We start from the raw sequence: 20204 nt of genomic DNA on the forward strand, positions 1-20204 counted from the left end.
CGTTTCCTGGGCCGGGGCTGGCGTGCGCGTCGCTCAGCGGTGGCGGGCGGGTCGCCGGCACCCGTTCGTGTGCGTGACAAGGCCCTCGGTCTTCAGGCGGTGCAGGTGGTAGGCGACCGTCGCCGGGCTGGACAGGCCGATCGTCGCGGCGATGCGCCGGAGCGAGGGTGAGTTCCTGTCCTTGGTGGCCCGGCTCCGAAGCGCACGCAGTATCTGCTGCTGCCGTTCGGTGGGGGCCTCGTTCGTCATTCCGCTGCCGAATCGCGACCTTCGGAGCCGCGCAGCATCGACGCGATGACGACGAGGAGGACGAGGCAGGTCGCGGCAAGGATCCACAGGACGTTGTGGAACGCCCCGTCGTAGGCGTTGACGAGGAAGTCCTCGAAGGCGTCGCGACTGGACGCCGCCATCCGGCCGACCGGGCCGCTGACGTCGCCGACGGAGACCTGCCCGGCGAGAGCGCCGGAGTCGCCGTGGAAGGGGAACGAGCCGCTTCCGTCACGGACCTTGGAGGAGATGGTCGTCGCCAGGAGGGAGGCGTAGACGGCGACGGCGACGGCTTCGCTGCCCAGTCGCAGGGTGTTCAGGAACCCGGCCGCCATGCCGGCCTGCTCGGGAGCCACCATCTCCAGCGCCTGTCCGTCGACGAGGCCGGCGGCGAGGGCCATGCCCGCGCCGGTGACGAGCATGGGGAAGGCGACGGTGGCGACGGAGACCTCGGGTGAGTAGAGCATGAGGCCGAGGTCGCCGACGATCAGGCACACGATGCTGACGTAGATGATCCGCATGGCGGGGATGCCGCGGGAGACCAGCCGGGCCGCGAGCAGGGGGCAGATCAGCATCGGGACGGTGAGCAGGACCATGATCAGTCCAGCGGTGCCGGTGCTGTAGCCGCCGACGGCGGTGAGGTAGCTGGGCAGGTAGGTCAGCATGGTGACGAAGCCGAAGGAACCGGCGATCGGGACCAGGCACAGCGCCACGAAGCGGCGGTTGCGCAGCAGCGCCAGGTCGAGCATGGGCTGCTTGCGGCGCTTTTCCACCGCGGTGAAGACGACGAGCGCGACGACCGCCCCGACGAACAGCGCCAGTACGCCCACGCTGCCCCAGCCCCACTGCGAGCCCTGAACGATGCCGCAGGTCAGCAGGAACATCGCGACGATGAACACGAGGCTGCCCAGTACGTCGATCCGGGCACCCTCCTGCCGCTCCTCACGAATGTGGCGCGCGATAACGGGCACCAGCGCGAGGACGACGGCGAGGGCCACCGCGTGCAGGACGAAAACCCAACGCCAGCCCGCGTTCTCCACGAGGGCGCCGGAGATGGACGGACCGGCGGAGATGCCGATGCCCGCGACGGTGCCGAAGAGCGCGAAGGCCTTGGCGCGGGCGGGGCCGTCGAAAACGGTGGACAAGATGGCGCTGCCACAGGCGAAGATCGCGGCTCCGCCGAGTCCCGCGAGGGCGCGGGCGGCATCGAGGACGTAGATGTTCGCGGCGAAGATGCTGCCGACGGAGGCGAGGGTGAAGACGGCGGCGCCGAGTGCGAACGCCTTGATGCGGCCGATGATGTCCGCGATGGAGCCCCAGACGAGCGTGAAACAGGCGAACGCCACGTTGAAGGCGTTGGCGACCCACTGCACGGGACCGGCGCTCGCGTGCAGTCCGGTCGCGACGGACGGGAGCGCGACACCGGTACCGGAGATCGACGTGGGGACGACGAACACGGCAAGCAGGACGGCGACCAGGGTGAGCGCCTGCCGAGGGCTCTTGGCCGGCGCCCCGTCAGGGCCTGTGGAAGGCGAACCGGCCGGGGAGTCCGGTGCGGCGTCGGTGACTGCTGACATGAGTGAACTCCAAAAGGGGGCCGGCGGTCGGCCCTAGGTTAGAAATTTTCCGAACCTGAGACTGGCAGGTGGGGAGGTACGATGCAAGTAGAACCTTCGACTCGGGGGTGAAACCCGGGCGAGATCGTGGACGGGAGAGGGAGATGCCCGACGAGGAAGGCCACCCCAGCCGCGAGGGGATGGACCTGCGCACGGTGCTCAGCGCACTGGCTGACCCGCTGCGCTACGAGGTCATCTCCACGTTTCTACGGGAGGAGGTGGGCGCCGAACGCAACTGTTCGTCCTTCGGCTTCGACCTCTCCAAGTCCACGCTCAGTCACCATTTCCGCATCATGCGGGAGGCGGGCCTGATCCGGCAGGTCGACCGCGGCAACAGCCGCAAGGCACACCTGCGCCACCAGGACCTGGAGACCCGATTCCCGGGCCTCCTGGACCTCGTCCGTGCGAACCCCGACCTACCAGCGCACCGGAAGTGACGTCGGCCGGCGCAGCAGCGTGCCGTGGTCCCACGGCAGTTCGGCCGGATCGGCGTCCAGGGTCAGGGTCGGGAACTCCCGCACCAGGTGCGACAGCAGGGCGTTGATCTGCAGCCGGGCCAGGGCCGCACCCATGCAGTGGTGCATCCCGTAGCCGAACTGCAGATGCCGCTTGTCCTCCCGGTCCAGGTCGATGGCCAGCGGGTCGGCGAAGGCCTCGGGATCGCGGTTCGCCGCGAAGGCGTCCGCGTAGACGAGGTCGCCCGCCATGATGCGGCCGTCGGTGAGCTCGACGTCGTGCCGCGCCACCCGCGGGAAGGTGGAGATGGTGCCGAGCGGTATCAGCCGGATCAGCTCCTCGACCGCCTTGGGGACGAGCTCCGGCTCCGCCACGAGCCTGCTGTAGAGCGACGGGGCGCAGAGCAGCGAATAGACGACCTTGGTCAGCACGGACAGCACGTTCTGGTCGGCGCCCAGCACCGATGCGAACAGCAGACCGACCAGTTCCTGATCCGACAGCGGGGGCTCCGTCCGGTCCCGGTTCCGTACGAAGCGGTCGATCATCCCGCCCGGCACCACGGGGCGGGCCCCGGTGACCAGGTCGGTGACGTAGTTGTACGCCTTCCAGAAGTGGTCGAGCAGGTGCGGGACGTCGTCCCACGGGGCCATCTGCACCGTGCGGGAGTAGGTCCGGAAGTCGGGAATGTCTGACTCCGGGATGCCCAGCGACCGGCAGTTGACGGTGAGGGGCAGTGGATCCAGAACCGTGCCGAACAGGTCGGGCCGCTCCTGCGCGCGCAGGGCCGCGAAGCGTTCCCCGATGAGGGTTTCGACGCTGTCCCGCAGCTTCTCCACCCCTCCGGCGCTGTAGTCCGCCGTGACGAACCGGCGCATCCTGGCGTGGTCGGGTGTGTCGAGATTGAGCAGCAGCTCCGGCGGCATGATCGTCGGGAAGAAGCTGGGGCCGTCCTCGACGTTCGTCTCGGTCCGGGCGAACGTGGTGTCCGTCAGGACCTTCTGTACGTCCTGGTACCGGGTGATGTGCAGGGCGCTGTGCCCCGTCGGCAGTGTGATCAGCGGGACACCGCCCGCCGAGTGCAGCGCAGTTGGTGTGTAGGCGGGCTCCGGATCGAGCCCGGGGATGTCGGTGACGCAGACCCGCGTCGCGGGGGAGATGTCCAGCGAGGTGCTCATCGTAGAGGTGGCTCCGTCGTTCATCGCGCGAGGTCGGACAGTCCGGTGATGGCACGGAGTTCCGCGACGACCTGAGCGTTGTCCTGGAAGCGCACCGCCCGCCAGCCCGCCCGCTCCGCCGCCGCGCAGTTCTCCTCGACGTCGTCGATGAGGACGGAGTCGCCCGGCGCCACGGAGGCGGACTTCACCGCGATGTCGAAGATCTGCGGATCGGGCTTGCGACAGCCCACCTCGCTGGAGTCGACGAGGCAGTCGACCTCGCCGACACCAGCGATGATCCGCTTCCAGTGCGGGGCCCACTCGGCCACGTTGTTGGACAGGATGCCCACCTTGAAGCCGTTGTCCCGCAGGGTCTGCAGGGCAGTCACCATGTCGGGGTTGGCGACGATGCCGTCGAACCACTGGCGGCCGAAGGCCTCCAGCTCGGCCCGCGACAGGTCGATGCCAGGATTGAGCTCGGTGAGCAGGCGACGCAACCGGCTGCCCCACTCCGGCTCCGTGAGCAGGCCCGTCTCCACCGGGGCCATGGTGGGGACGTTCATCTCGTCTGCCACGGCCTTGATGGCAGCCTTCAACTGCGCCGGGGAGACACCCGTCTTCCTCTCGTAGGCGATGTAGATCTCCTCCAGGGGAGGGGAGAGCACGCCGCCGAAGTCGAACCAGATCATGGGGAGCTGCATAAGAATCCTTGGTGGTGGGACGGTCAGCCGAGGAGCAGGGACACGGAGGCCACGGTGGCCCCGTCCTGAGTGGCGGCCATGAGACACGACGGGCCGCTGTCGCCGTCCTGCGCACGGGCGGCGAGCAGCACCTCCCCGTCGAGCTCGGCGAACTTCTGGAACTCGCCGGCGAGACGCAGGACGCGCCTTCCCTCGGTATGCGGACCGGTCAGCAACTGCGCGCACTGGCGCGCCGCTTCACTGAAGACCATGGCCGGCACATGGTCGTAGGGGTGGTCGTACATGCTCCGATTGCGGTACGTCCGACGGCTCAGTACCGCGGTCAAGGAACCGTCCTGGAGCAGGACGTCGTCGAGAACGGCGTTGCCGGGATCGATCCGTGCGAGGTCGTCGGCCCCCGCCGGTACGCCCGTGGGGTCCCCGGACAGGGTGAAGGCGGTGGGCACCTCACTGCCCCGCTGCATGTGCCGCAAGGCATGGTACTGATCGGTGGGTGTGCAGGTGACGTCCATGGTCAGGGTCCCCAGAAAGACGCCGTCGAGGGCGAGTTCCATGGCGAAGACCACGCGACGCAGGCGCCCCGCGCGCTCCCGCCGGTCGGTGACCTCGCCCTGGATGGCGAGTTCGCCGGGGCGCTCACCGCACCGCAGGGCCGCGGGATCCGGGATGTCCAGGGTCCAGGAGGTCACCATGAAGGTGGTCGAGCGAGGCACACCCTGGTGTTCGTGGGCGGCGCAGGTCACCGACTGGCGGCAGGCCTCCAGAATCAACAGGGGGTCGTGCAGGGCCTCGGCCCCTAGGTGGTCACGGAAATAGGAGTGACTGAGCGGCAGCTGCGCGGCGGCGAGGAACCGCCGGTCGTCGGTGTTGCGGTGGTCGGTGAGGAAGACCTCGGACAGCGACCAGCGGTGCACGAGTGCGCGTGAGACGGTCCGGTCGTAGGAGAGGTCCGAGAGGTCCGCCGTGGTGGCGGCATGACCTCGAGACGCGGTGATGGTGTCCATGTGTCCTTCTGCTGGCTTCGGCCGGTGGGCGGCCCGCGTCGGTGGCGGGCCGTGCGGTCAGCCGCGTGCGTGACGCGACACGGCCATGGCGCCGACCGATCCGTCGGAACCGACCGAGGTGATGATGGCGGCGCGCTCGCCGGTATGTGCTGTCCTGTCCTGCCAGCGGGCGAGCACGGCGGCCAGCTGCAGCGCCGCGCTCGCACCGCCCGTCTCGCCGAACACCTGATCCGTACGGAGCCGGTGGGGCCGCGGTACCTCCGCGAACACCGTCGTGAGAGCGCTCTGTTCGACCGCCGACCAACCGCGGCGTGCGCTGGCCCCCAGGGACACCAGAGCGATGTCCTCGACGGTGAGTCCGCTGCGCAGCAGCGTCGAGCGGATGACCTGGACGAGTCGGCGTGCGACGGCCTGCGGGCCGGTTCGCGCCGGGTCGGTGATGTACGGGCTGGCGAAACCCGCCTCGCAGGCCAGGAGTTGACCGAGCACGGCGTGCGGCTGAGGGCTCTGGTGACCGGGCAGTTCGAGAGCGAATGCCGCGCTGCCTTCGCCGAGCGAGGCTCCGGGGCGCAGCAGACCGCTGCGGTACCACGCCCATGCCGCCGGGGTGGAAAGCTCCTCGACACCGCCCGCGATCATGCGTCGTACGTGCCCTGCCGCCAGTGCGTTGCGGGCGAACCGCAGTGCGTGGACGGAGCCCAGGGGCCCGCCGGACACGGTGGCATTGACCCCGGTCAGAGACTGCCTGATGGCGGTCTTGCTGGAGCCCGAGTTCATCAGGGTGCCGGGAAAGTCGGAGGGGTTGACCAGATAGGGCCGCTCCTGCACGTACGTGTCACGCAGGAAGGCGGTCTGTGCCTGGGAACTGCCCACGGTGGTGCCGAAGGCAAGGCCGGTGTGGCGTGTGCCGGGCCCTTCTCCTGCCTCGGCCAGGGCGACGTTGGACGCTGCCATGGCCAACTGGTCGGTGCGGGTCAGGCGCTTGAGGCCTCGCGACCCGAGGACGGACGCGGGATCGAAACCGGTGACCGGGCGCGTCGCGATCGGGGGCAGCGGATCTCCGTCCGGTCCGGAAACCGTCCCGGCCGCGGTGCGCCCCCGCGCGTTGTCCGCGTGCAGGAGCGCCTCGCGCAGAGCCGCCAGGCCGGGGCCCGCGGCACTGAACACGCCGGCGCCGACGATGTTGACCGGGCGGGCCGCCATCATCCGGCCCCGCAGCAGGGCGGGGGCGGTGGCCGTGGGCCGTTCCAGCAACGGGGACACGTTCATGCGGCGACCTTCCCGAAGAGAGTGACTGCGTTGTTGCCGCCGAAGGCGAAGCCGTGGTTCTGCACGACGCGCGGCGATGCGTCCCTGCCCATGCCGGGCACCGTGTCGATGCCCTTGCCCAGCGCCGGGTCCTGCCGGCGCAGGGTGGCACTGGGCGGCAGGAATCCCTGGTGCAGAGCGGCGCAGGAGATCAGCGCGCCGAAGGCCGCGGCCGCCCCCATGGTGTGACCGAGCATCGACTTCACCGAACTGATGGGAGGTATGTGATTCCCGAACACCGCGCGTACGGCGTTCACTTCGGTGAAGTCGTTGGCGCGGGTCCCCGTGCCATGGGCGCAGATGTAGTCCACCGTGTCCGGTGTGATCCCGGCGTGCTCGTGGGCGCTGCGGATGCACGCGGCGATCGACGTGGCATGAGGGTTCGTCATGTGGTGCGCGTCGCAGTTCATGCCGTGCCCGAGCACCTCCGCGTAGATGCGGGCACCACGGGCGACGGCCGTGTCCAGCGGTTCGAGCAGCAGGACCGCCGCGCCTTCCGCGGTGACGATGCCGTCTCGGTCGGCGTCGAAGGGCCGCGGCACCGAGTCGGCGAGGGCTCCCAGCCGGTGGAAGCCGGCGTGGGTGGCACGGTTGGAGGCGTCGGCCCCGCCGCACAGGCCCGCGTCCGCCTCACCGGTACTGATCAGGTCGTAGGCGTAACCGACGGCGTAGTTCCCCGCCGCACAGGCGGTTCCGAACGTCACCGCTGCGCCGCCGAGGTCGAGTTCGGTGGAGACCGCGGTGGAGATCCTGCCGGGGTCGACCTGGCGTACGAGGCGCGGATCCAACTGCTCCCCGGCGCCCTCCACCCATTGGGCGGCGAGGCGCTCCATGGTCTGCGACTCGCCGTTCGTGGTACCGAAACAGCTGACGGTGCGCTCCTGGCTGAGGAACTCCGGTGAGATCCCCGAATCGCGGACCGCCCCTCGTGCCGCCGCCGCGGCGAACTGGGCGCTGCGGCCCCAGTGCGGGGCGTCCGCCGACTTCAGGTGCAGCGCGGGGTCGAAGCCCCGGACCTCTCCGGCGAGGAGATGCTCGAATCCCGCGGAGTCGAACTGCTCGACGGGGGCGATCCCGGACTGCCCGGACCGGATGGCGTGTACGACGCTGTCGGCGTCGTGCCCCAGCGAACTGATGGCCCCGAGGCCGGTGACGACGACTCTGCGGCGGCCGTGCTCAGGCACGGACGTCCTCCGCCGCCACGTGCTTCTCCACCAGGGCGTACGCGGTCGGAAGGTCGTCGAGCTCGGTCAGCTCGTCCTGCGGGATCTTGATGCCGAGGTCACGCTCGAAGCGGGAGAAGATCTCGATGACGAGCAGGGAGTCGGCGTCGAAGTCATCGGCGAAGCTGCTCTCGTCCGTGAGGTCGGCGGCCTCGGCCTCCAGCACGTCGGCCACGATCTCGCGGACCTTCTCCCGCAGCGGCTCGGCGACGGTCTGCACAGTCATGGTTGCTCCTTCATCGTCGGGTGCCGCCCCATGGCGGGACGGCGTGTGACTCCGGCAATGAAAGCCCTGTTCAGAGGGGTTGGACAACGCTCCTTAAGGCGTAGCACGAGGAGCCCGCGGAGTGCTCCCAACGTCGTATGCGCCGTTCTTGGAGCGCTCTTTGAGACCGCTTTGAGGCCGGTCCGGCAGCGTGTCCCCGGGTCTGGGAAGGACGGTAAGGAATGAGACTGGCGCAGTCCGTGGGCCTGGTGTCCGCGAAGCTCTGGCTGCCTGAGGGCACGGAGAAGGCCGAGGAAGCCGTACGGGACGGGCGTCTGCGGCAGCGGCAGGCGAAGGAACTGGGGCACCCTGCGGTGCCCTCCGCGCCCGGGACCGCACCACCCGACATGGCGGTGCGGGCGGCCGCGGCGGCGCTGGCGGACGCCCGCGTGGATCCCGCCGAGATCGGGACGCTGCTGCATGCCTGGATGTACTACCAGGGCCACGACTTGTGGTCGCCCGCGCACTACATCGCGGCCCGGCTGGGAGCACTCGCGGCGACCCCCATCGGTGTCCAGCAGGTGTGCAACGGTGGGGCCGGCGCGCTCGCTCTGGCCGCCGCCTGCCTGACCGCGAGCACGGACACCGCCGCGGTCTCCGGAGCGGTCCGCTACGCGCTGGTCACCACCGCCGACCGGTTCTGCGGACCGGGATTCGACCGCTGGGCCAGTGACTTCGGAGTGGTGTACGGGGACGGTGGAACCGCGGCGGTGCTGCGTGCTCCGGCGCAGCCCGACGACGCCCTGGTGCTGCGGGGGTTCGCCACGGTGGCGGCTCCCCGCCTTGAGGCCATGCACCGTGGAAGTGACCCCTTCGGGACACACCCCCGGTCGCTGCGTGACGCCGTGGACATGCGTGCCACCAAGCGCGCCTACCTCAGGGACCACGGCATCGAGCCGTTCGAGCGGGCCAACCGCGCCGCAGTGAGGACCGTGACACTGAGCGCGTTGCGGCAGGCCGGCCTGGCCCCCGACGATCCGGGTCTTCGCTACGCCGTACTGCCTCGGTTCGGCGAGAAGACTCTGACGGAAGGGTGGCGCGGGGTGCTCTCGGAGTGTGTGAGCGCCGAGCTTGTGGACTTCGGCCGGGGCACAGGACACCTGGGCGCGGGGGACACCCTCGCGGGCCTGGCCGAGCTCGTCGCCCTGAGGCTGCTCGGCCCCGGAGAGGCCGCCCTGGTGTACAGCGCCGGCGCCGGTTTCACCTGGTCCTGCCTGCTGGTCGAGGCCCCGCGCACGTAACGGCACCCCAGCTGCCTTCTCCAGCACCCCATTTCACAGCCGCCGAAAGCGAGAGGAACACCCATGTCACGTTCTGTCCTCATCACCGGAGGGAACCGCGGAATCGGCCTGGCCATCGCCAGGGCCATGGCTGCCGACGGCGACCGGGTCACCGTCGGACACCGAAGCGGTGAGACACCTTCGGGACTGAGCGGGGTCCACTGCGAGGTGACGGACCAGGCGTCGGTCGACGCGGCCTTCTCCGAGATGGCCGCCACCGAGGGAGCCCCCGAGGTACTGGTGGCCAACGCCGGGATCACCCGTGACACGTTGCTGCTGCGGATGGACGATGCCACCTTCGACGAGGTGTTGGACACCAACCTGCGCGGGGTGTTCCGTACCGTGCGGGCCGCGGCGTCCCACATGCTCGCGCAGCGGCGGGGGCGGATCGTGCTCCTGTCATCGGCCCTGGGGTTCCTGGGTTCCCCCGGCCAGACCAACTACGCGGCGACGAAGACGGCACTGGTGGGCCTCGCGCGCTCCCTGGCCTGGGAGTTGGGGTCCCGCGGTGTCACAGTCAACGTCGTGGCGCCCGGCATCATCGACACCGACATGACCCAGGGACTGTCCGAACGACGCATGAAGGACACGATGCGCATGACCCCGCTGGGCCGGCCGGGAACCGCGGAGGAGGTCGCGGCGGCGGTGCGCTTCCTTGCCAGTGAGGAGGCCTCGTACATCACCGGTGCCGTGCTGCCGGTGGGCGGCGGCATCGGCATGGGGATCTGACATGGCTGACGGGGCCTGACGGGGATCCGGCCTCTTCAGGCCGGGGCGAGCCGCGCCGTCGGCGTGCGGCTCGAGGCACCGAGCACCGCGGAATGGAGGGCTTCCAGTTCGGGTGACAGGCCGAGCCCGAGTTCGTCGGCGAGGAGTCGGCGCACGTGGTGGACGGCCTCGAGAGCTGAACTCCGCCTGCCCGAGAGCCACAAGGCCTCGACGAGACGGGTGTGGAACCACTCGTCCAGAGGGTGCGCGGCGACAAGCGCGCGCAGCTGCGGTACCGCGTCCGCGTGCGCCCCGTCCCCGAGTTGCGCCTCCACCCGGACGCGCAGCGCCTGGATCCGCAGCTCCTCGAGACGGGCCACCTCCGCGAGGAGGCTCCGGCCGGTGGCCAAGCCGGCCAGTGGCCGCCCCCGCCACATGGACAGCGCCAGCCGGGCGTCCTCGCGGGCTATGTCGGGTCGGCCTGCGCCTAGTTGGCGGCGTGCATGGTCGACGAGCGAGCCGAAGCACCACGCGTCGACGGCCTGGGCCGGGACGCGCAACAGGTAGCCGTTGGCCGTGGTCGCGAGACTCCTCTCGCCCGATGCGGCCGTGGTTCCGAGGATCCGGTCGAGCTGTCTGCGCAGGTTGTACACATGCGTGTGCAGGATCCCTGGAGCGGCCGCAGGCGGGCTCTCGTCCCACAACTCGTCGATCAACTCGTCCGTGTGCACCGCCCGCCCCGGACGCAGCGCAAGCAGCGCGAGCAGGCGACCGGCTTTCGGGCCGCGCGGAAGGTGACTCGTACCGTCCACCGTGACTTGCAGCGGACCCAGGACCGAAATGGTCAAAGTAGCGCCGTTTCGTTGCTTCATCCCAAAGTCCTCCAGAACGTTCCGCGGGGAGCGGATGCGGACATAACGAGGTACATTCTTGAGCATCAACTCCGTTCGGTGAATAGCACTTTGGGAGCGTAGGGGTACGCCGCATGAACATCGCCGTATGTGGCGGTGATGAGCCCCTCCCGGAGGCTTCTGTGATCTCCGACACTTGCCCCTTCTTGCTAGCCTTCACTCCTCTGAGCTGGTGTGATCGCACCGGCGAGCTGCCCTGGTCGGCCCGGGGTAGCGGGCGAAGGGGGGTAAGCATGACGTCATTTCGCAGTGCGGAGAAAGAAAGGCAGATAGCGGACCAGGTGGTCTCCCGCTACCGCTCCCTTCTTGAGGAAGTGGCCAGCCCACTCGTCATGAGCGAGGAAATATGGGAGGAATGCCAACGCCAGGCGAGGTCGGCGGTTTCCGACTGCTATCGAGCGCTCCACTCCGAAGAATCGAAGCTGGACTACAGCTCCGACGCCGAATTCGTATCCCTTCTGCTCGGCGCACGCAGGGCCCTGCAGGAGGTTCCGGTCGCCGAATCCGTGCGAGCCTCGCACCTTCTCATCAGTGCGGCTCTGGAGAGGCTGCCGGACATGGTGTCCGACCTGCCCGACAGTGAGATCGCATCCCGGCTCCTGAGCGGTGTCCAGGTGCTGCACCAGAGCGTGGGTGCGCGGGTACGCGCAGGGTTCACCGGCTACGACGCCTTCCTCCTGGAGGACGTCGGCAAGATCAATGTCTCGCGGCGCACCGAACTGGCCCGTGACATCCACGACCGCATCGGCAGTAATCTGAGTCTGGCGCTGCGCTGTCTCGAACTTCATGAACGCCTCGACGCCGAGAGCGCCCCGGCCGCGGCGGCCCCCTCGGTCGCCAACGCCAAGAACGCGCTGCAAGCGGCGTTCGCCGTGACCCGTGGGCTCGTCAGCGGACTGCGGGCGGCGGAACCCTCCCGGGGGCTGAAGGCACGGCTCGACGACTTCGCGGAGTTGGCGCGGCCGGGCGACACGGCCGTTGCCATCGTTGTCAACGGCGACCCCAGCTGGATGTCCGACGCCTGCGCGGAAGAGGTCTTCCTCGTTACCCGGGAATGCCTCCGCAACGCCTTCACCCACGCGAAGGCCAAGCGCGTGCAGGTGGACATCAACGTCAGTCCTCGACGGCTGCAGGGCTACGTGCGCGACGACGGTGTCGGGCTACGGACCCCGCTGCCACCGGGGCAGGAGGGCAACGGACTGGCGTCGATCAGGGAACGTGTACGGCAGTTGGAGGGGGACGCCGTCATCGCCGGCCGCCCCGGGGTGGGGACCTGTGTGCGCTTCAGCGTTCCACTGACTTTGGCGGGGCCTGCCTTTCGGGCCGCTTCATGAGCGAGCCGTCTGCGAAACGGATCCGGATTCTCGCCGCTGACGACCACACGATGCTCCGTGAGGTTCTGTGCTCCATGCTCCAGCGCGAACCCGATCTCACCGTGGTTGCTCAGGCATCCGACGGCCCGGAGACCGTGCGACTGATCGAAGAGACTCAACCGGACGTCATTCTCCTGGATTTAGAGATGCCCGGCCCCGGCATTTCGGCGACTCTCCACGAAATCAACGCTGTTCTGCCGAGCGCCAGGGTGATCGTGGTGTCCATGCACGACGATTCCCCCCTCGTGCAGTCGCTCATAGGCGAAGGCGCGGTGGGGTTCGTTCATAAGTGCGCACCCTACGAATTCCTGCTCACCGCCGTTCGCAGTGCCATGTCCGGCGGCAAGGTGGTCTATATCCCGCAGGGGGCCCCTCCAGTGGCTTCGCCGCTGCCTCCCGCTGGCGTCCTGCCCGAGCCGCAGGCCTACCTCGAAGAACCGCGGCCGCGGGACGAGGGCGGCGCGACGGAGGCCGGCGGTGCGCTGACGCCGCGGGAGCAGGAGGTCCTGCTGTGTGTCGCGGAAGCGATGAGCAACCGTCAGATCGGGCGCAGGCTCGGCATCGCGGAAGCCACCGTCAAGCGACATCTGCGCAGCACCTTCGCCAAGCTGGACGCCAACTCCCGGCTGGACGCCGTGAACAAAGGGATCGCCATGGGAGTGATGCGCCGCTAGCCCCGGGCTGACCGGAGCGCCGGGCACGCCGTTGTGATCACGATGCGAGATAGATGGTCTCAAGTATTGGAAGATCATCAAGGGGGGAGGGATAGTCGGGGCAAGAGCTCGACCGCGCGGACACGCGAGTGGGCGAGCAACCGCCGCCGCGGGTTCTCACGCACGGGCCGCACCGCCGTCCTGTCGCCGGCCGCGGCGTACGGAACTCCGTCATCGCCGGCGCGACACGAGGGTGCGGGGGCAGCGCATCACGCGTGATCCCCGCGCGCCTCGCAGCGCACGTGATCCCCGTATCCCCGCGAACCACGCAGCTGTCGCAGCTCACACAGTTCACCCGTTCACATACATCCGAGAGAAGGAACCTCATGGCACTGGGAGACTTCGAGACCAAGGGCGTGCCCCGTCGACCGGCCTTCGACCTGCTGCAGGGCTACATTCTGTGCTCTGTGCTGGCCTCGCTCGACGACGCCGGCGTCCTCAAGACCCTGGAGGACCGCGGCCTTCGCGTCGAGGATGTGGGACAGAACGAGCAACTGGCCAAGGACACCCTGCACTACCTCGTCGACCGGGGGGTCGTAGCCCCCGATGGGGACGTCTACCGACTCAGCCCGTACGGCGTCGAGCTGTTCCGCGACCGTGGCTACATCTACTGGATCGCGGGCGGCTTCGGCGAACCGTTCTGGCGCTTCGGCGAATTGGTGTCGGGCACCCACAAGTACGGGCACGACATCGTCCGCGACGGCCGCATCGTCGCGGTCTCCTCCGCGGACCTGGGTCTTGAGGACCTCAAGCCGTACGTCCACTCGATCCTGAAGGACCTGGACTTCAAGAAGGCCGCCGACTTCGGCTGCGGCAACGCCCGGAACCTGATTGGCATCTGCGGCATCAACGGGGCCGATGGCCTGGGCGTGGACATCAGCTCCGACGCCATCATCGAGGCCAAGAACGAGGTCGAGGCGGCCGGGCTGAGCAAGTCCGTCACCGTGGTCGAGGCCGACGCCTCGGACGCCGAGGCCATCCCCGGCCTGGAGGACGTGGATCTGATCGTGGGCTTCTTCTTCATGCACGAGGTCCTGGAGAAGGGCCTGGAAGCCTTTGTGGAGTACCTGAAGGTCCTGCACCGCCGCCTGCCGGTCGGCGCGCACATTCTCGCCGCCGAGGTCATGCCGCCCGAGCGGGACCGAGCCAGCGCCGAGGTCTTCACGCCGGAGTTCACCCTGATCCACGCGCTCATGGGCCAGGGGCTGCTCGGCGAGGAAGGCTGGCGCGACGCGTTCGAGCGCGGCGGATTCGAGATCAAGCGGACGGTCCACCCCAACACCCCGGGCGGACTGCTGCTGCTGGCGCAGAAGACGGCCTGACGATCCATCCGTCGTGACACCGGGGGTACGCCTATGACGGGCGCGCCCCCGGTGTCACGACGTTCTCGTCCCTTCTCGTACTGGAGAGTGCGCATGTTTCTGGTTCTGCTCACCTACCTCGCACCGGAGTCTGAGGTCGTGGAACTCCGCGGCAAGCACTACGAATTCGTGGACCGTCACTTCACCGCCGGCGTGTTCCAGCTCGGCGGACGCCGGGTCCCCGCGACGGGCGGATTCATCCTCGCCCATGGTGTGTCGCGGCAGGAGCTCGACACCATCATGAGCGAGGACCCCTACCTCGTGGCCGGGCTGGTCAAGCACGAGATCATCGAACTCGAGCCCACGCGCTGCCAGCCGTCGCTGGCCGGCCCCCTGGACCTGTCGGACCTCTGACGCGCCGCGGCTTTCTGCCGCTCGCGCGCACGAATGATGCCCGTGTGATCCCCCCACCCGGAGGGCTCACACGGGCATCAACGCGTTCAACTCACCTACGCTTCAGGCCGATGACTTGGCGGGCTCCACCTGTCCGGAGTCGCCTGGTGCCTGCTCGGCCGACCGTCCGCGCCTCGGCACCGGCACGGCCAGAGCCGCGACCCCCGCGAGGACCGCTGCCAGGCCGAACCCCGCGGCGTAGCCCGCTGCGCCGATCAAGGCGCCGATCAGGGGCGGCGTCAGGGAGGCCGTCAGGTTCTGGCCGGTGTTCTGGACTCCCATGGCGCGGCCGGACCAGGAGCGGCCCGCGAGCTCCGCGACCGCGGTGAAGGCCAGGCCGTTGGTGCTCGCTGTGATTCCGCAGGCGATGACCAGCAGGGCGTCGGAGGCCGGTGTGGGCCACACCGCGCCCAGCGCGGTCAGGCAGAGCACCGCGGCCGTGGCATACGCCAGTTGACGCATGGGGCGTACGCGGCTGGCGACACGATCGGACCAGCGGCCCGCCACCACGCGGGAGAGGGCGCCGAGAACCTGGGCGAGGGCGAGGAGCTGCCCGGCCGCGACGGCGCCGTAGCCGCGCACGTCGACCAGGAAGACCAGGGCGAACGCGCTCGCCGTGAACTGGGGGACGCACAGCAGGGCGCTCGTTCCGTGGATGCGCCACAGGGAAGGGTTGCGGTAGGGATTGCCGGACCGTTCCTCGGGCTTCGCCCTCGAACTCTGCTGGTCGTGCGGCGGGTTGGCCGTCAGGGCGCCCACCAGGAGGGCGAACAGCGCGCACAGTGCGGCGCAGAAGACCCCTGGGCCCCGTACTCCGAAGGATTCCGAGAGCCAGGGGATGCACAGCGCCGCGACCCCCATGCCCAGCGGCGTCGACGTCTGGCGGATCCCCATCGCCAGGCCGCGCTCCTTGGCGGAGAACCAGCCCATCACGAGGCGGCCGCTGGCCGCGTACACCGAGGCACTGGCGGCCCCTGACAGGGCGAAGAGGAGGCCGAGCGGGACCAGGCCCGTCACCCGGGTACCCAGGGTGAGGAGCGCCGCGGTCGCCGTCAGTCCTGCCGTGATGACGATGCGTTCGCCGATCCGGTCGGCCAGCGCGCCCCAGGCGACCAGGGTGAGGACCAGGCCCGCGGTGGGGCAGGCGACGACGAGGCCGACCTGACTCAGGCTCAGGGATCCGTCACGACGCAACTCGTCGGACATGTAGGGCAGTCCGTAGACAAAGACACAGGCGACGGTCTGTGCCCCGGTGCCCAGCGCAAGGATGAGCCAGCGCCGCATGGAGGGGGGTCCTTTCTCTGCTCTCTTCTGTGGTTTCGACGGCGGGCATCAGGAACGGCCCGGAGGCGACGTGCTGTCAGCGGCGGCCGATGCGGCCACCGGGGCGTCTCCTGTGGCCTCTGGAACACCCTGACCGGTGGTCCGCGCGCCGCGGACGGCGGCAATCCCGGTGCCGATGCCGAGGAGTGCGGCCACCGTCATGACGGAGAGGGCCGCCCCCATCCGCCCGGTGAAGTCGGAGGTGTTGAGGATCGAGCCGAAGATGGCGACGGAGACGAGCCCACCGCTCTGGCGGAGTGTGTTCTGTACGCCGGAGGCGAGCCCCGACTGTTCGGCCGGGGTGCTGGACACCACGATCGACGCGGCGGCGGACGGGGTGAAGGTGGACCCGCAGCCGATGAGGAAGGTGCCGATGGCGATGCGCGGGTACGGCGTCGACGCGTCGGTGCCGTACAGGGTGAGGGCGCCGAGCAGCATCGTCGTGAAGCCGGTGACCATCATGACCGGGTGTCCGAAGCGCTTGGACAGTGGCCGATAGAGGAAGAAGGGGGCCAGTACCGTGCCGACGGTCATCGGGAGCAGCGCCCGGCCGGTGGTGCCCGGGGTCCAGCCGCGGGCCTGTTGGAAGTAGAGGGACATCACGAACAGCGCCCCGTAGAAGAGGAAGCCGGTGGCTCCCAGGCTGAGCAGGGCGGACGTGCGCATCCGGTGCGAGAAGAAGGACAGCGGCAGAAGGGGGGAGCGCACGCGGCGCTCCACGACGGTGAAGAACGCCCCGGCTGCCACACCCGCCGCGCACAGGCCGAGGGTCAGCGGCGCCGACCAGCCGAGCGCCCCGCCCGCGATGAGGGCTCCGGTGATCAGGCCGAGCGCGCTCATGCCGAGGAGCTGGCCCGGCAGGTCGATCCGGGCGGTGCCCGGCTCGCTCGGCTTCAGGCAGAGCAGCACGACGATCCAACTCGCCGTGCATACCGGCACGTTGATGAGAAAGATGCTCCGCCAGCCGAAGGAGTCCACGAGCGCGCCGCCGACCAGCGGCCCGGCGGCGACGGCGATCGCGGAGGTCGCCACCCATACCACGGCGGCCTTCTCGCGGCGCGACTTGTCGGGGAAGACATGCGGGATCAGTGCGAGGGTCGCGGGCAGCAGGGCGCTCGCGCCCAGGCCCTGCACCGCGCGTGCCGCGATGAGCACGGCCGGGGAGGGGGCGAGGCTGCACGCCGCGGAGGCGAGTGTGAACAGTACGAGCCCGGTGCACAGCGAGCGGCGCAGGCCGAACCGGTCACCCAGCGAGCCTCCCGCGAGCAGCAGCGCCGCCAGGACGAGTGTGTAGCCGTTGATGGCCCACTGGGCCTGGGCCATGGAGGCGCCCAGGTCGTGGCGCAGGTCGGGGATCGCCACGTTGAGCACGCTGCCGTCGAGGATGACGGCGAAATAGCCCAGGCAGATGCCCAGGAAGCCCGTTGTGTTGCGCATGGGCCTCTCCCTTCTCGGGCGGTCGCAACTTTGAGATCGTCTTTTAGGTTTCGAATGTATGCAGGTCAGAGGCGTGAAGTCTGCAGGTCGAGATAAAAATCCCGGAGTATGAGACAAGAGTGGCTGTTGATCACTCGGTCAAGTGGATTAGGGTGCTTGCCAGTTGAGACAAGACGTCTCGCATAGTGATACGAGCATGATGGGACGGACGGCCATGGGACGGACACTCGCCGAGAAGCTGTGGGACGCGCATGTGGTGCGGCGTGCGCCGGGGGAGCCGGACCTCCTCCACATCGATCTGCACATGCTGCACGAGGTGACCAGCCCGCAGGCCTTCGGCGGCCTGCGTGAGGCCGGCCGTCCCGTGCGCCGCCCGGACCTCACCATCGCCACCGAGGACCACAACGTCCCCACCACGAGCCTCACCCGGATCGAGGACCCGGTCTCGCGCAAGCAGTTGGAGACCCTGCGGGCCAACTGCAAGGAGTTCGGCGTACGCGTCCACTCCCTGGGCGACCCCGATCAGGGCATCGTGTTCGTCGTCGGCGCCCAACTCGGCCTGGTCCACCCCGGCATGACGCTGGTGTGCGGTGACTCGCACACCTCGACCCTGGGCGCCTTCGGCTGCCTCTCCTTCGGCATCGGCACCTCGCAGGTCGAACACGTCCTGGCCACCCAGACGCTGCCGATGACACCGTTCAAGACGATGGCGGTCACCGTCGAGGGCACCCCGCCGCCCGGTGTCACCGCGAAGGACATCATCCTCGCGGTGATCACCGAGATCGGCACCGCGGGCGGCCAGGGGCACGTGATCGAATACCGCGGCGAGGCCATCCGGCAGCTGAGCATGGAAGGCCGGCTCACCGTCTGCAACATGTCCATCGAGGCAGGCGCGCGGGCCGGTCTCGTGGCCCCCGACGAGACGACGTTCGCGTACCTCAAGGGCCGCCCGCACGCCCCGTCCGAGGACGACTGGGGCCGTGCGGTCGAGTACTGGAGGACGTTCCGTACGGACGACGACGCCGCTTTCGACCGCGAAGTCGTCATCGACGCCACGAAGTTGACGCCGCACGTCACCTGGGGCACCAACCCGGGGCAGGGCGCCCCGCTCGGCGCGAGCGTCCCCGACCCGGCCTCTTTCGAGGACGACGAGAAGCGGGCGGCGGCGGAGAAGGCCCTGGCCTATATGGGCCTCGAAGCCGGCACCCCGCTGCGGGACGTCGCCGTCGACACCGTCTTCCTCGGCTCATGCACCAACGGCCGCATCGAGGACCTGCGGGCCGCGGCCGACGTGCTCAAGGGCCGTAAGGTCGCCGCCACCGTGAACATGCTGGTCGTGCCCGGCTCGGCGAAGGTACGGCTGCAGGCCGAGGCGGAAGGGCTCGACAAGGTCTTCACGGAGGCCGGGGCCGACTGGCGGTTCGCCGGCTGCTCGATGTGCCTGGGCATGAACCCCGACCAGCTCGCCCCCGGCCAGCGTTCGGCCTCGACCTCCAACCGCAACTTCGAGGGACGTCAGGGCAAGGGTGGACGCACTCACCTGGTCTCTCCGCCGGTCGCCGCGGCCACCGCCGTCACGGGTCGGCTCACCGCCCCCGCCGATCTGGGCTGACGAGCACCGCAGACCCCGCCTCGTACCGCTGAAGAAGGACCGACTCCCATGCAGAAGTTCACCGTTCACACCGGCCGCGTGATGCCGCTGCGGCGCTCCAATGTCGACACCGACCAGATCATCCCGGCCTCTTTCATGAAGCTCGTCACCCGAACCGGCTTCGCCGAGGGTCTCTTCTCCGCCTGGCGCGACGACCCGGACTTCGTCCTCAACCACCCCGAGCGGCAGGGCGCCGACGTCCTTGTCGCGGGGCCCGACTTCGCCACCGGCTCCTCGCGCGAGCACGCGGTGTGGGCGCTGCAGGAGTACGGCTTCAAGGTGGTCGTCTCCTCCCGTTTCGCGGACATCTTCCGCGGCAACTCACTCAAGCGCGGACTGCTCACGGTGATCCTGCCCCAGCAGCAGATCGAGCGGATCTGGGCGCTGACCGAGGCGGACCCGCAGGCTCAGGTCACCGTCGACCTCGTCGAGCGCCAGGTCCGTGCGGGCGAGGAGACGTTCGACTTCGAGTTCGACGACGTGGCCCGGCACCGGCTGCTCGAAGGCCTGGACGACATCTCGCTGACGATGAAGCACATCGCAGAGATCGAGGAGTACGAGACGCGGCGCCCAGATTTCACGCCGTTGACGCTTCCGGCACGGGTCTGAGGGCCACGGGAGAGATGCGACCGGGACCGAACCCGTACGGTGCCCGGTCCCGGGACTCTCTTCGGCGCGGCCGGGAGAAAGCCGCTGGCGGGCCGTCGGCATGGCTGGCCTGTGGTCGAGTCCGGTCGTCCGGCTGCCGCGAGCGGCCGGAGACATTGACGTTGGCGTTGTGTGACCCGGGAGGTGTTGACCGACGGCTGTGGTTGCGACGGGCGCTGCCCGCATCCGGAAGTTCGTCAAGCCCCCTTCGTGGCCGCCGGCTGACCGCACTCTTTTTCGCGCACGAGTGCGCACCGCCGGGGCCACCCGTGTGAAGGGTCACCCCTTGTCACCCTCTCCCCTGTCCCGCTCTTCTCGTTCGGGTTCGGCTTCCCCGCATCCCCTCGCCCCGTACGGCTGGGACGCGGACTGGGAGTCCGAGTTCGCAGCGTAGCCGAGCGCGGTCTCCTGC

General features: G+C 69.3%; 20 protein-coding genes. 9 read left to right on the forward strand and 11 right to left on the reverse strand.

Features of this window, described 5'->3' with window-relative positions:
• Positions 1-33 precede the first annotated feature (33 nt).
• Entirely contained in the window at positions 34-249 is a 216-nt protein-coding gene (locus ACWIGU_RS13000; protein ID WP_454400192.1) for a LexA family protein, read from the reverse strand.
• On the reverse strand, positions 246-1844 hold the full coding sequence (locus ACWIGU_RS13005) for an MFS transporter (RefSeq protein ID WP_454400194.1): 1599 nt from the start codon (positions 1842-1844) through the stop codon (positions 246-248). Before ACWIGU_RS13005 ends, ACWIGU_RS13000 begins: the two co-directional genes overlap by 4 nt.
• A gap of 143 nt (positions 1845-1987) precedes the next feature.
• On the opposite strand from ACWIGU_RS13005, the gene ACWIGU_RS13010 reads away from it, so the two are divergent.
• Positions 1988-2320, forward strand: a complete 333-nt coding sequence (locus ACWIGU_RS13010) for an ArsR/SmtB family transcription factor (protein WP_454400196.1) — start codon at positions 1988-1990, stop codon at positions 2318-2320.
• On the opposite strand, the gene ACWIGU_RS13015 is transcribed toward ACWIGU_RS13010, so the two are convergent.
• Genes ACWIGU_RS13015 through ACWIGU_RS13040 form a run of 6 tightly spaced genes read right to left on the reverse strand, consistent with a single transcriptional unit; the run spans position 2300 to position 7955 of the window.
• Positions 2300-3514 carry a cytochrome P450 gene (locus ACWIGU_RS13015; protein WP_454400198.1) on the reverse strand — a complete coding sequence of 405 codons (1215 nt, stop codon included), beginning with the start codon at positions 3512-3514 and terminating at the stop codon, positions 2300-2302. The genes ACWIGU_RS13010 and ACWIGU_RS13015 overlap by 21 nt on opposite strands.
• A 20-nt stretch (positions 3515-3534) precedes the next feature.
• Positions 3535-4194 (reverse strand): HAD family hydrolase, encoded by a 660-nt coding sequence (locus tag ACWIGU_RS13020; protein WP_454400200.1) that lies wholly within the window; start codon positions 4192-4194, stop codon positions 3535-3537.
• Between the two features lie 23 nt (positions 4195-4217).
• Positions 4218-5198, reverse strand: coding sequence for an AfsA-related hotdog domain-containing protein (locus ACWIGU_RS13025; RefSeq protein WP_454400202.1), 981 nt, complete (start codon positions 5196-5198; stop codon positions 4218-4220).
• Between the two features lie 57 nt (positions 5199-5255).
• On the reverse strand, positions 5256-6467 hold the full coding sequence (locus ACWIGU_RS13030) for a beta-ketoacyl synthase N-terminal-like domain-containing protein (protein WP_454400204.1): 1212 nt from the start codon (positions 6465-6467) through the stop codon (positions 5256-5258).
• Positions 6464-7690, reverse strand: a complete 1227-nt coding sequence (locus ACWIGU_RS13035) for a beta-ketoacyl-[acyl-carrier-protein] synthase family protein (RefSeq protein WP_454400206.1) — start codon at positions 7688-7690, stop codon at positions 6464-6466. Before ACWIGU_RS13035 ends, ACWIGU_RS13030 begins: the two co-directional genes overlap by 4 nt.
• Entirely contained in the window at positions 7683-7955 is a 273-nt protein-coding gene (locus tag ACWIGU_RS13040) for an acyl carrier protein (protein WP_454400208.1), read from the reverse strand. Before ACWIGU_RS13040 ends, ACWIGU_RS13035 begins: the two co-directional genes overlap by 8 nt.
• Positions 7956-8176: 221 nt before the next feature.
• Between ACWIGU_RS13040 and ACWIGU_RS13045 the strand changes: the two genes are divergently transcribed.
• On the forward strand, positions 8177-9235 hold the full coding sequence (locus ACWIGU_RS13045) for a 3-oxoacyl-[acyl-carrier-protein] synthase III C-terminal domain-containing protein (protein ID WP_454400210.1): 1059 nt from the start codon (positions 8177-8179) through the stop codon (positions 9233-9235).
• 63 nt (positions 9236-9298) lie between these two features.
• Positions 9299-10003 (forward strand): 3-oxoacyl-ACP reductase FabG, encoded by a 705-nt coding sequence (gene fabG, locus ACWIGU_RS13050; RefSeq protein WP_454400212.1) that lies wholly within the window; start codon positions 9299-9301, stop codon positions 10001-10003.
• Positions 10004-10038: 35 nt separating this feature from the next.
• Here fabG and ACWIGU_RS13055 read toward each other — a convergent pair whose 3' ends face one another.
• The gene (locus ACWIGU_RS13055) at positions 10039-10854 is read right to left on the reverse strand and encodes an AfsR/SARP family transcriptional regulator (RefSeq protein WP_454400214.1); all 816 of its coding nucleotides are present in this window, start codon (positions 10852-10854) and stop codon (positions 10039-10041) included.
• 272 nt (positions 10855-11126) lie between these two features.
• Here ACWIGU_RS13055 and ACWIGU_RS13060 point away from each other — a divergent pair, with 272 nt between their 5' ends.
• The 4 genes from ACWIGU_RS13060 (at position 11127) to ACWIGU_RS13075 (ending at position 14694) form a co-directional block, all read left to right on the forward strand.
• Positions 11127-12227, forward strand: coding sequence for a sensor histidine kinase (locus ACWIGU_RS13060; protein WP_454400216.1), 1101 nt, complete (start codon positions 11127-11129; stop codon positions 12225-12227).
• Complete coding sequence (locus tag ACWIGU_RS13065) at positions 12224-12940, forward strand: response regulator (RefSeq protein WP_454400218.1); 717 nt, start codon at positions 12224-12226, stop codon at positions 12938-12940. Before ACWIGU_RS13060 ends, ACWIGU_RS13065 begins: the two co-directional genes overlap by 4 nt.
• A 365-nt stretch (positions 12941-13305) precedes the next feature.
• Positions 13306-14301, forward strand: a complete 996-nt coding sequence (locus tag ACWIGU_RS13070) for a class I SAM-dependent methyltransferase (protein ID WP_454400220.1) — start codon at positions 13306-13308, stop codon at positions 14299-14301.
• 93 nt (positions 14302-14394) lie between these two features.
• Positions 14395-14694, forward strand: a complete 300-nt coding sequence (locus ACWIGU_RS13075; protein WP_454400222.1) for a YciI family protein — start codon at positions 14395-14397, stop codon at positions 14692-14694.
• A gap of 102 nt (positions 14695-14796) precedes the next feature.
• On the opposite strand, the gene ACWIGU_RS13080 is transcribed toward ACWIGU_RS13075, so the two are convergent.
• Together ACWIGU_RS13080 and ACWIGU_RS13085 are read right to left on the reverse strand one after the other, a co-directional pair.
• Positions 14797-16017, reverse strand: a complete 1221-nt coding sequence (locus tag ACWIGU_RS13080; RefSeq protein WP_454400224.1) for an MFS transporter — start codon at positions 16015-16017, stop codon at positions 14797-14799.
• A 48-nt stretch (positions 16018-16065) separates the two neighbouring features.
• Positions 16066-17493, reverse strand: a complete 1428-nt coding sequence (locus ACWIGU_RS13085; RefSeq protein WP_454400226.1) for an MFS transporter — start codon at positions 17491-17493, stop codon at positions 16066-16068.
• Positions 17494-17707: 214 nt separating this feature from the next.
• Here ACWIGU_RS13085 and leuC point away from each other — a divergent pair, with 214 nt between their 5' ends.
• Both leuC and leuD read left to right on the forward strand, forming a co-directional pair.
• Positions 17708-19105: a 3-isopropylmalate dehydratase large subunit gene (leuC, locus tag ACWIGU_RS13090; protein ID WP_454400228.1), complete on the forward strand. Its 1398-nt coding sequence runs from the start codon at positions 17708-17710 to the stop codon at positions 19103-19105.
• Between the two features lie 48 nt (positions 19106-19153).
• Positions 19154-19753, forward strand: coding sequence for a 3-isopropylmalate dehydratase small subunit (gene leuD, locus ACWIGU_RS13095; RefSeq protein WP_454400230.1), 600 nt, complete (start codon positions 19154-19156; stop codon positions 19751-19753).
• Positions 19754-20204 lie beyond the last annotated feature (451 nt).

It is taken from the genome of Streptomyces sp. NPDC055400 (assembly GCF_053644375.1).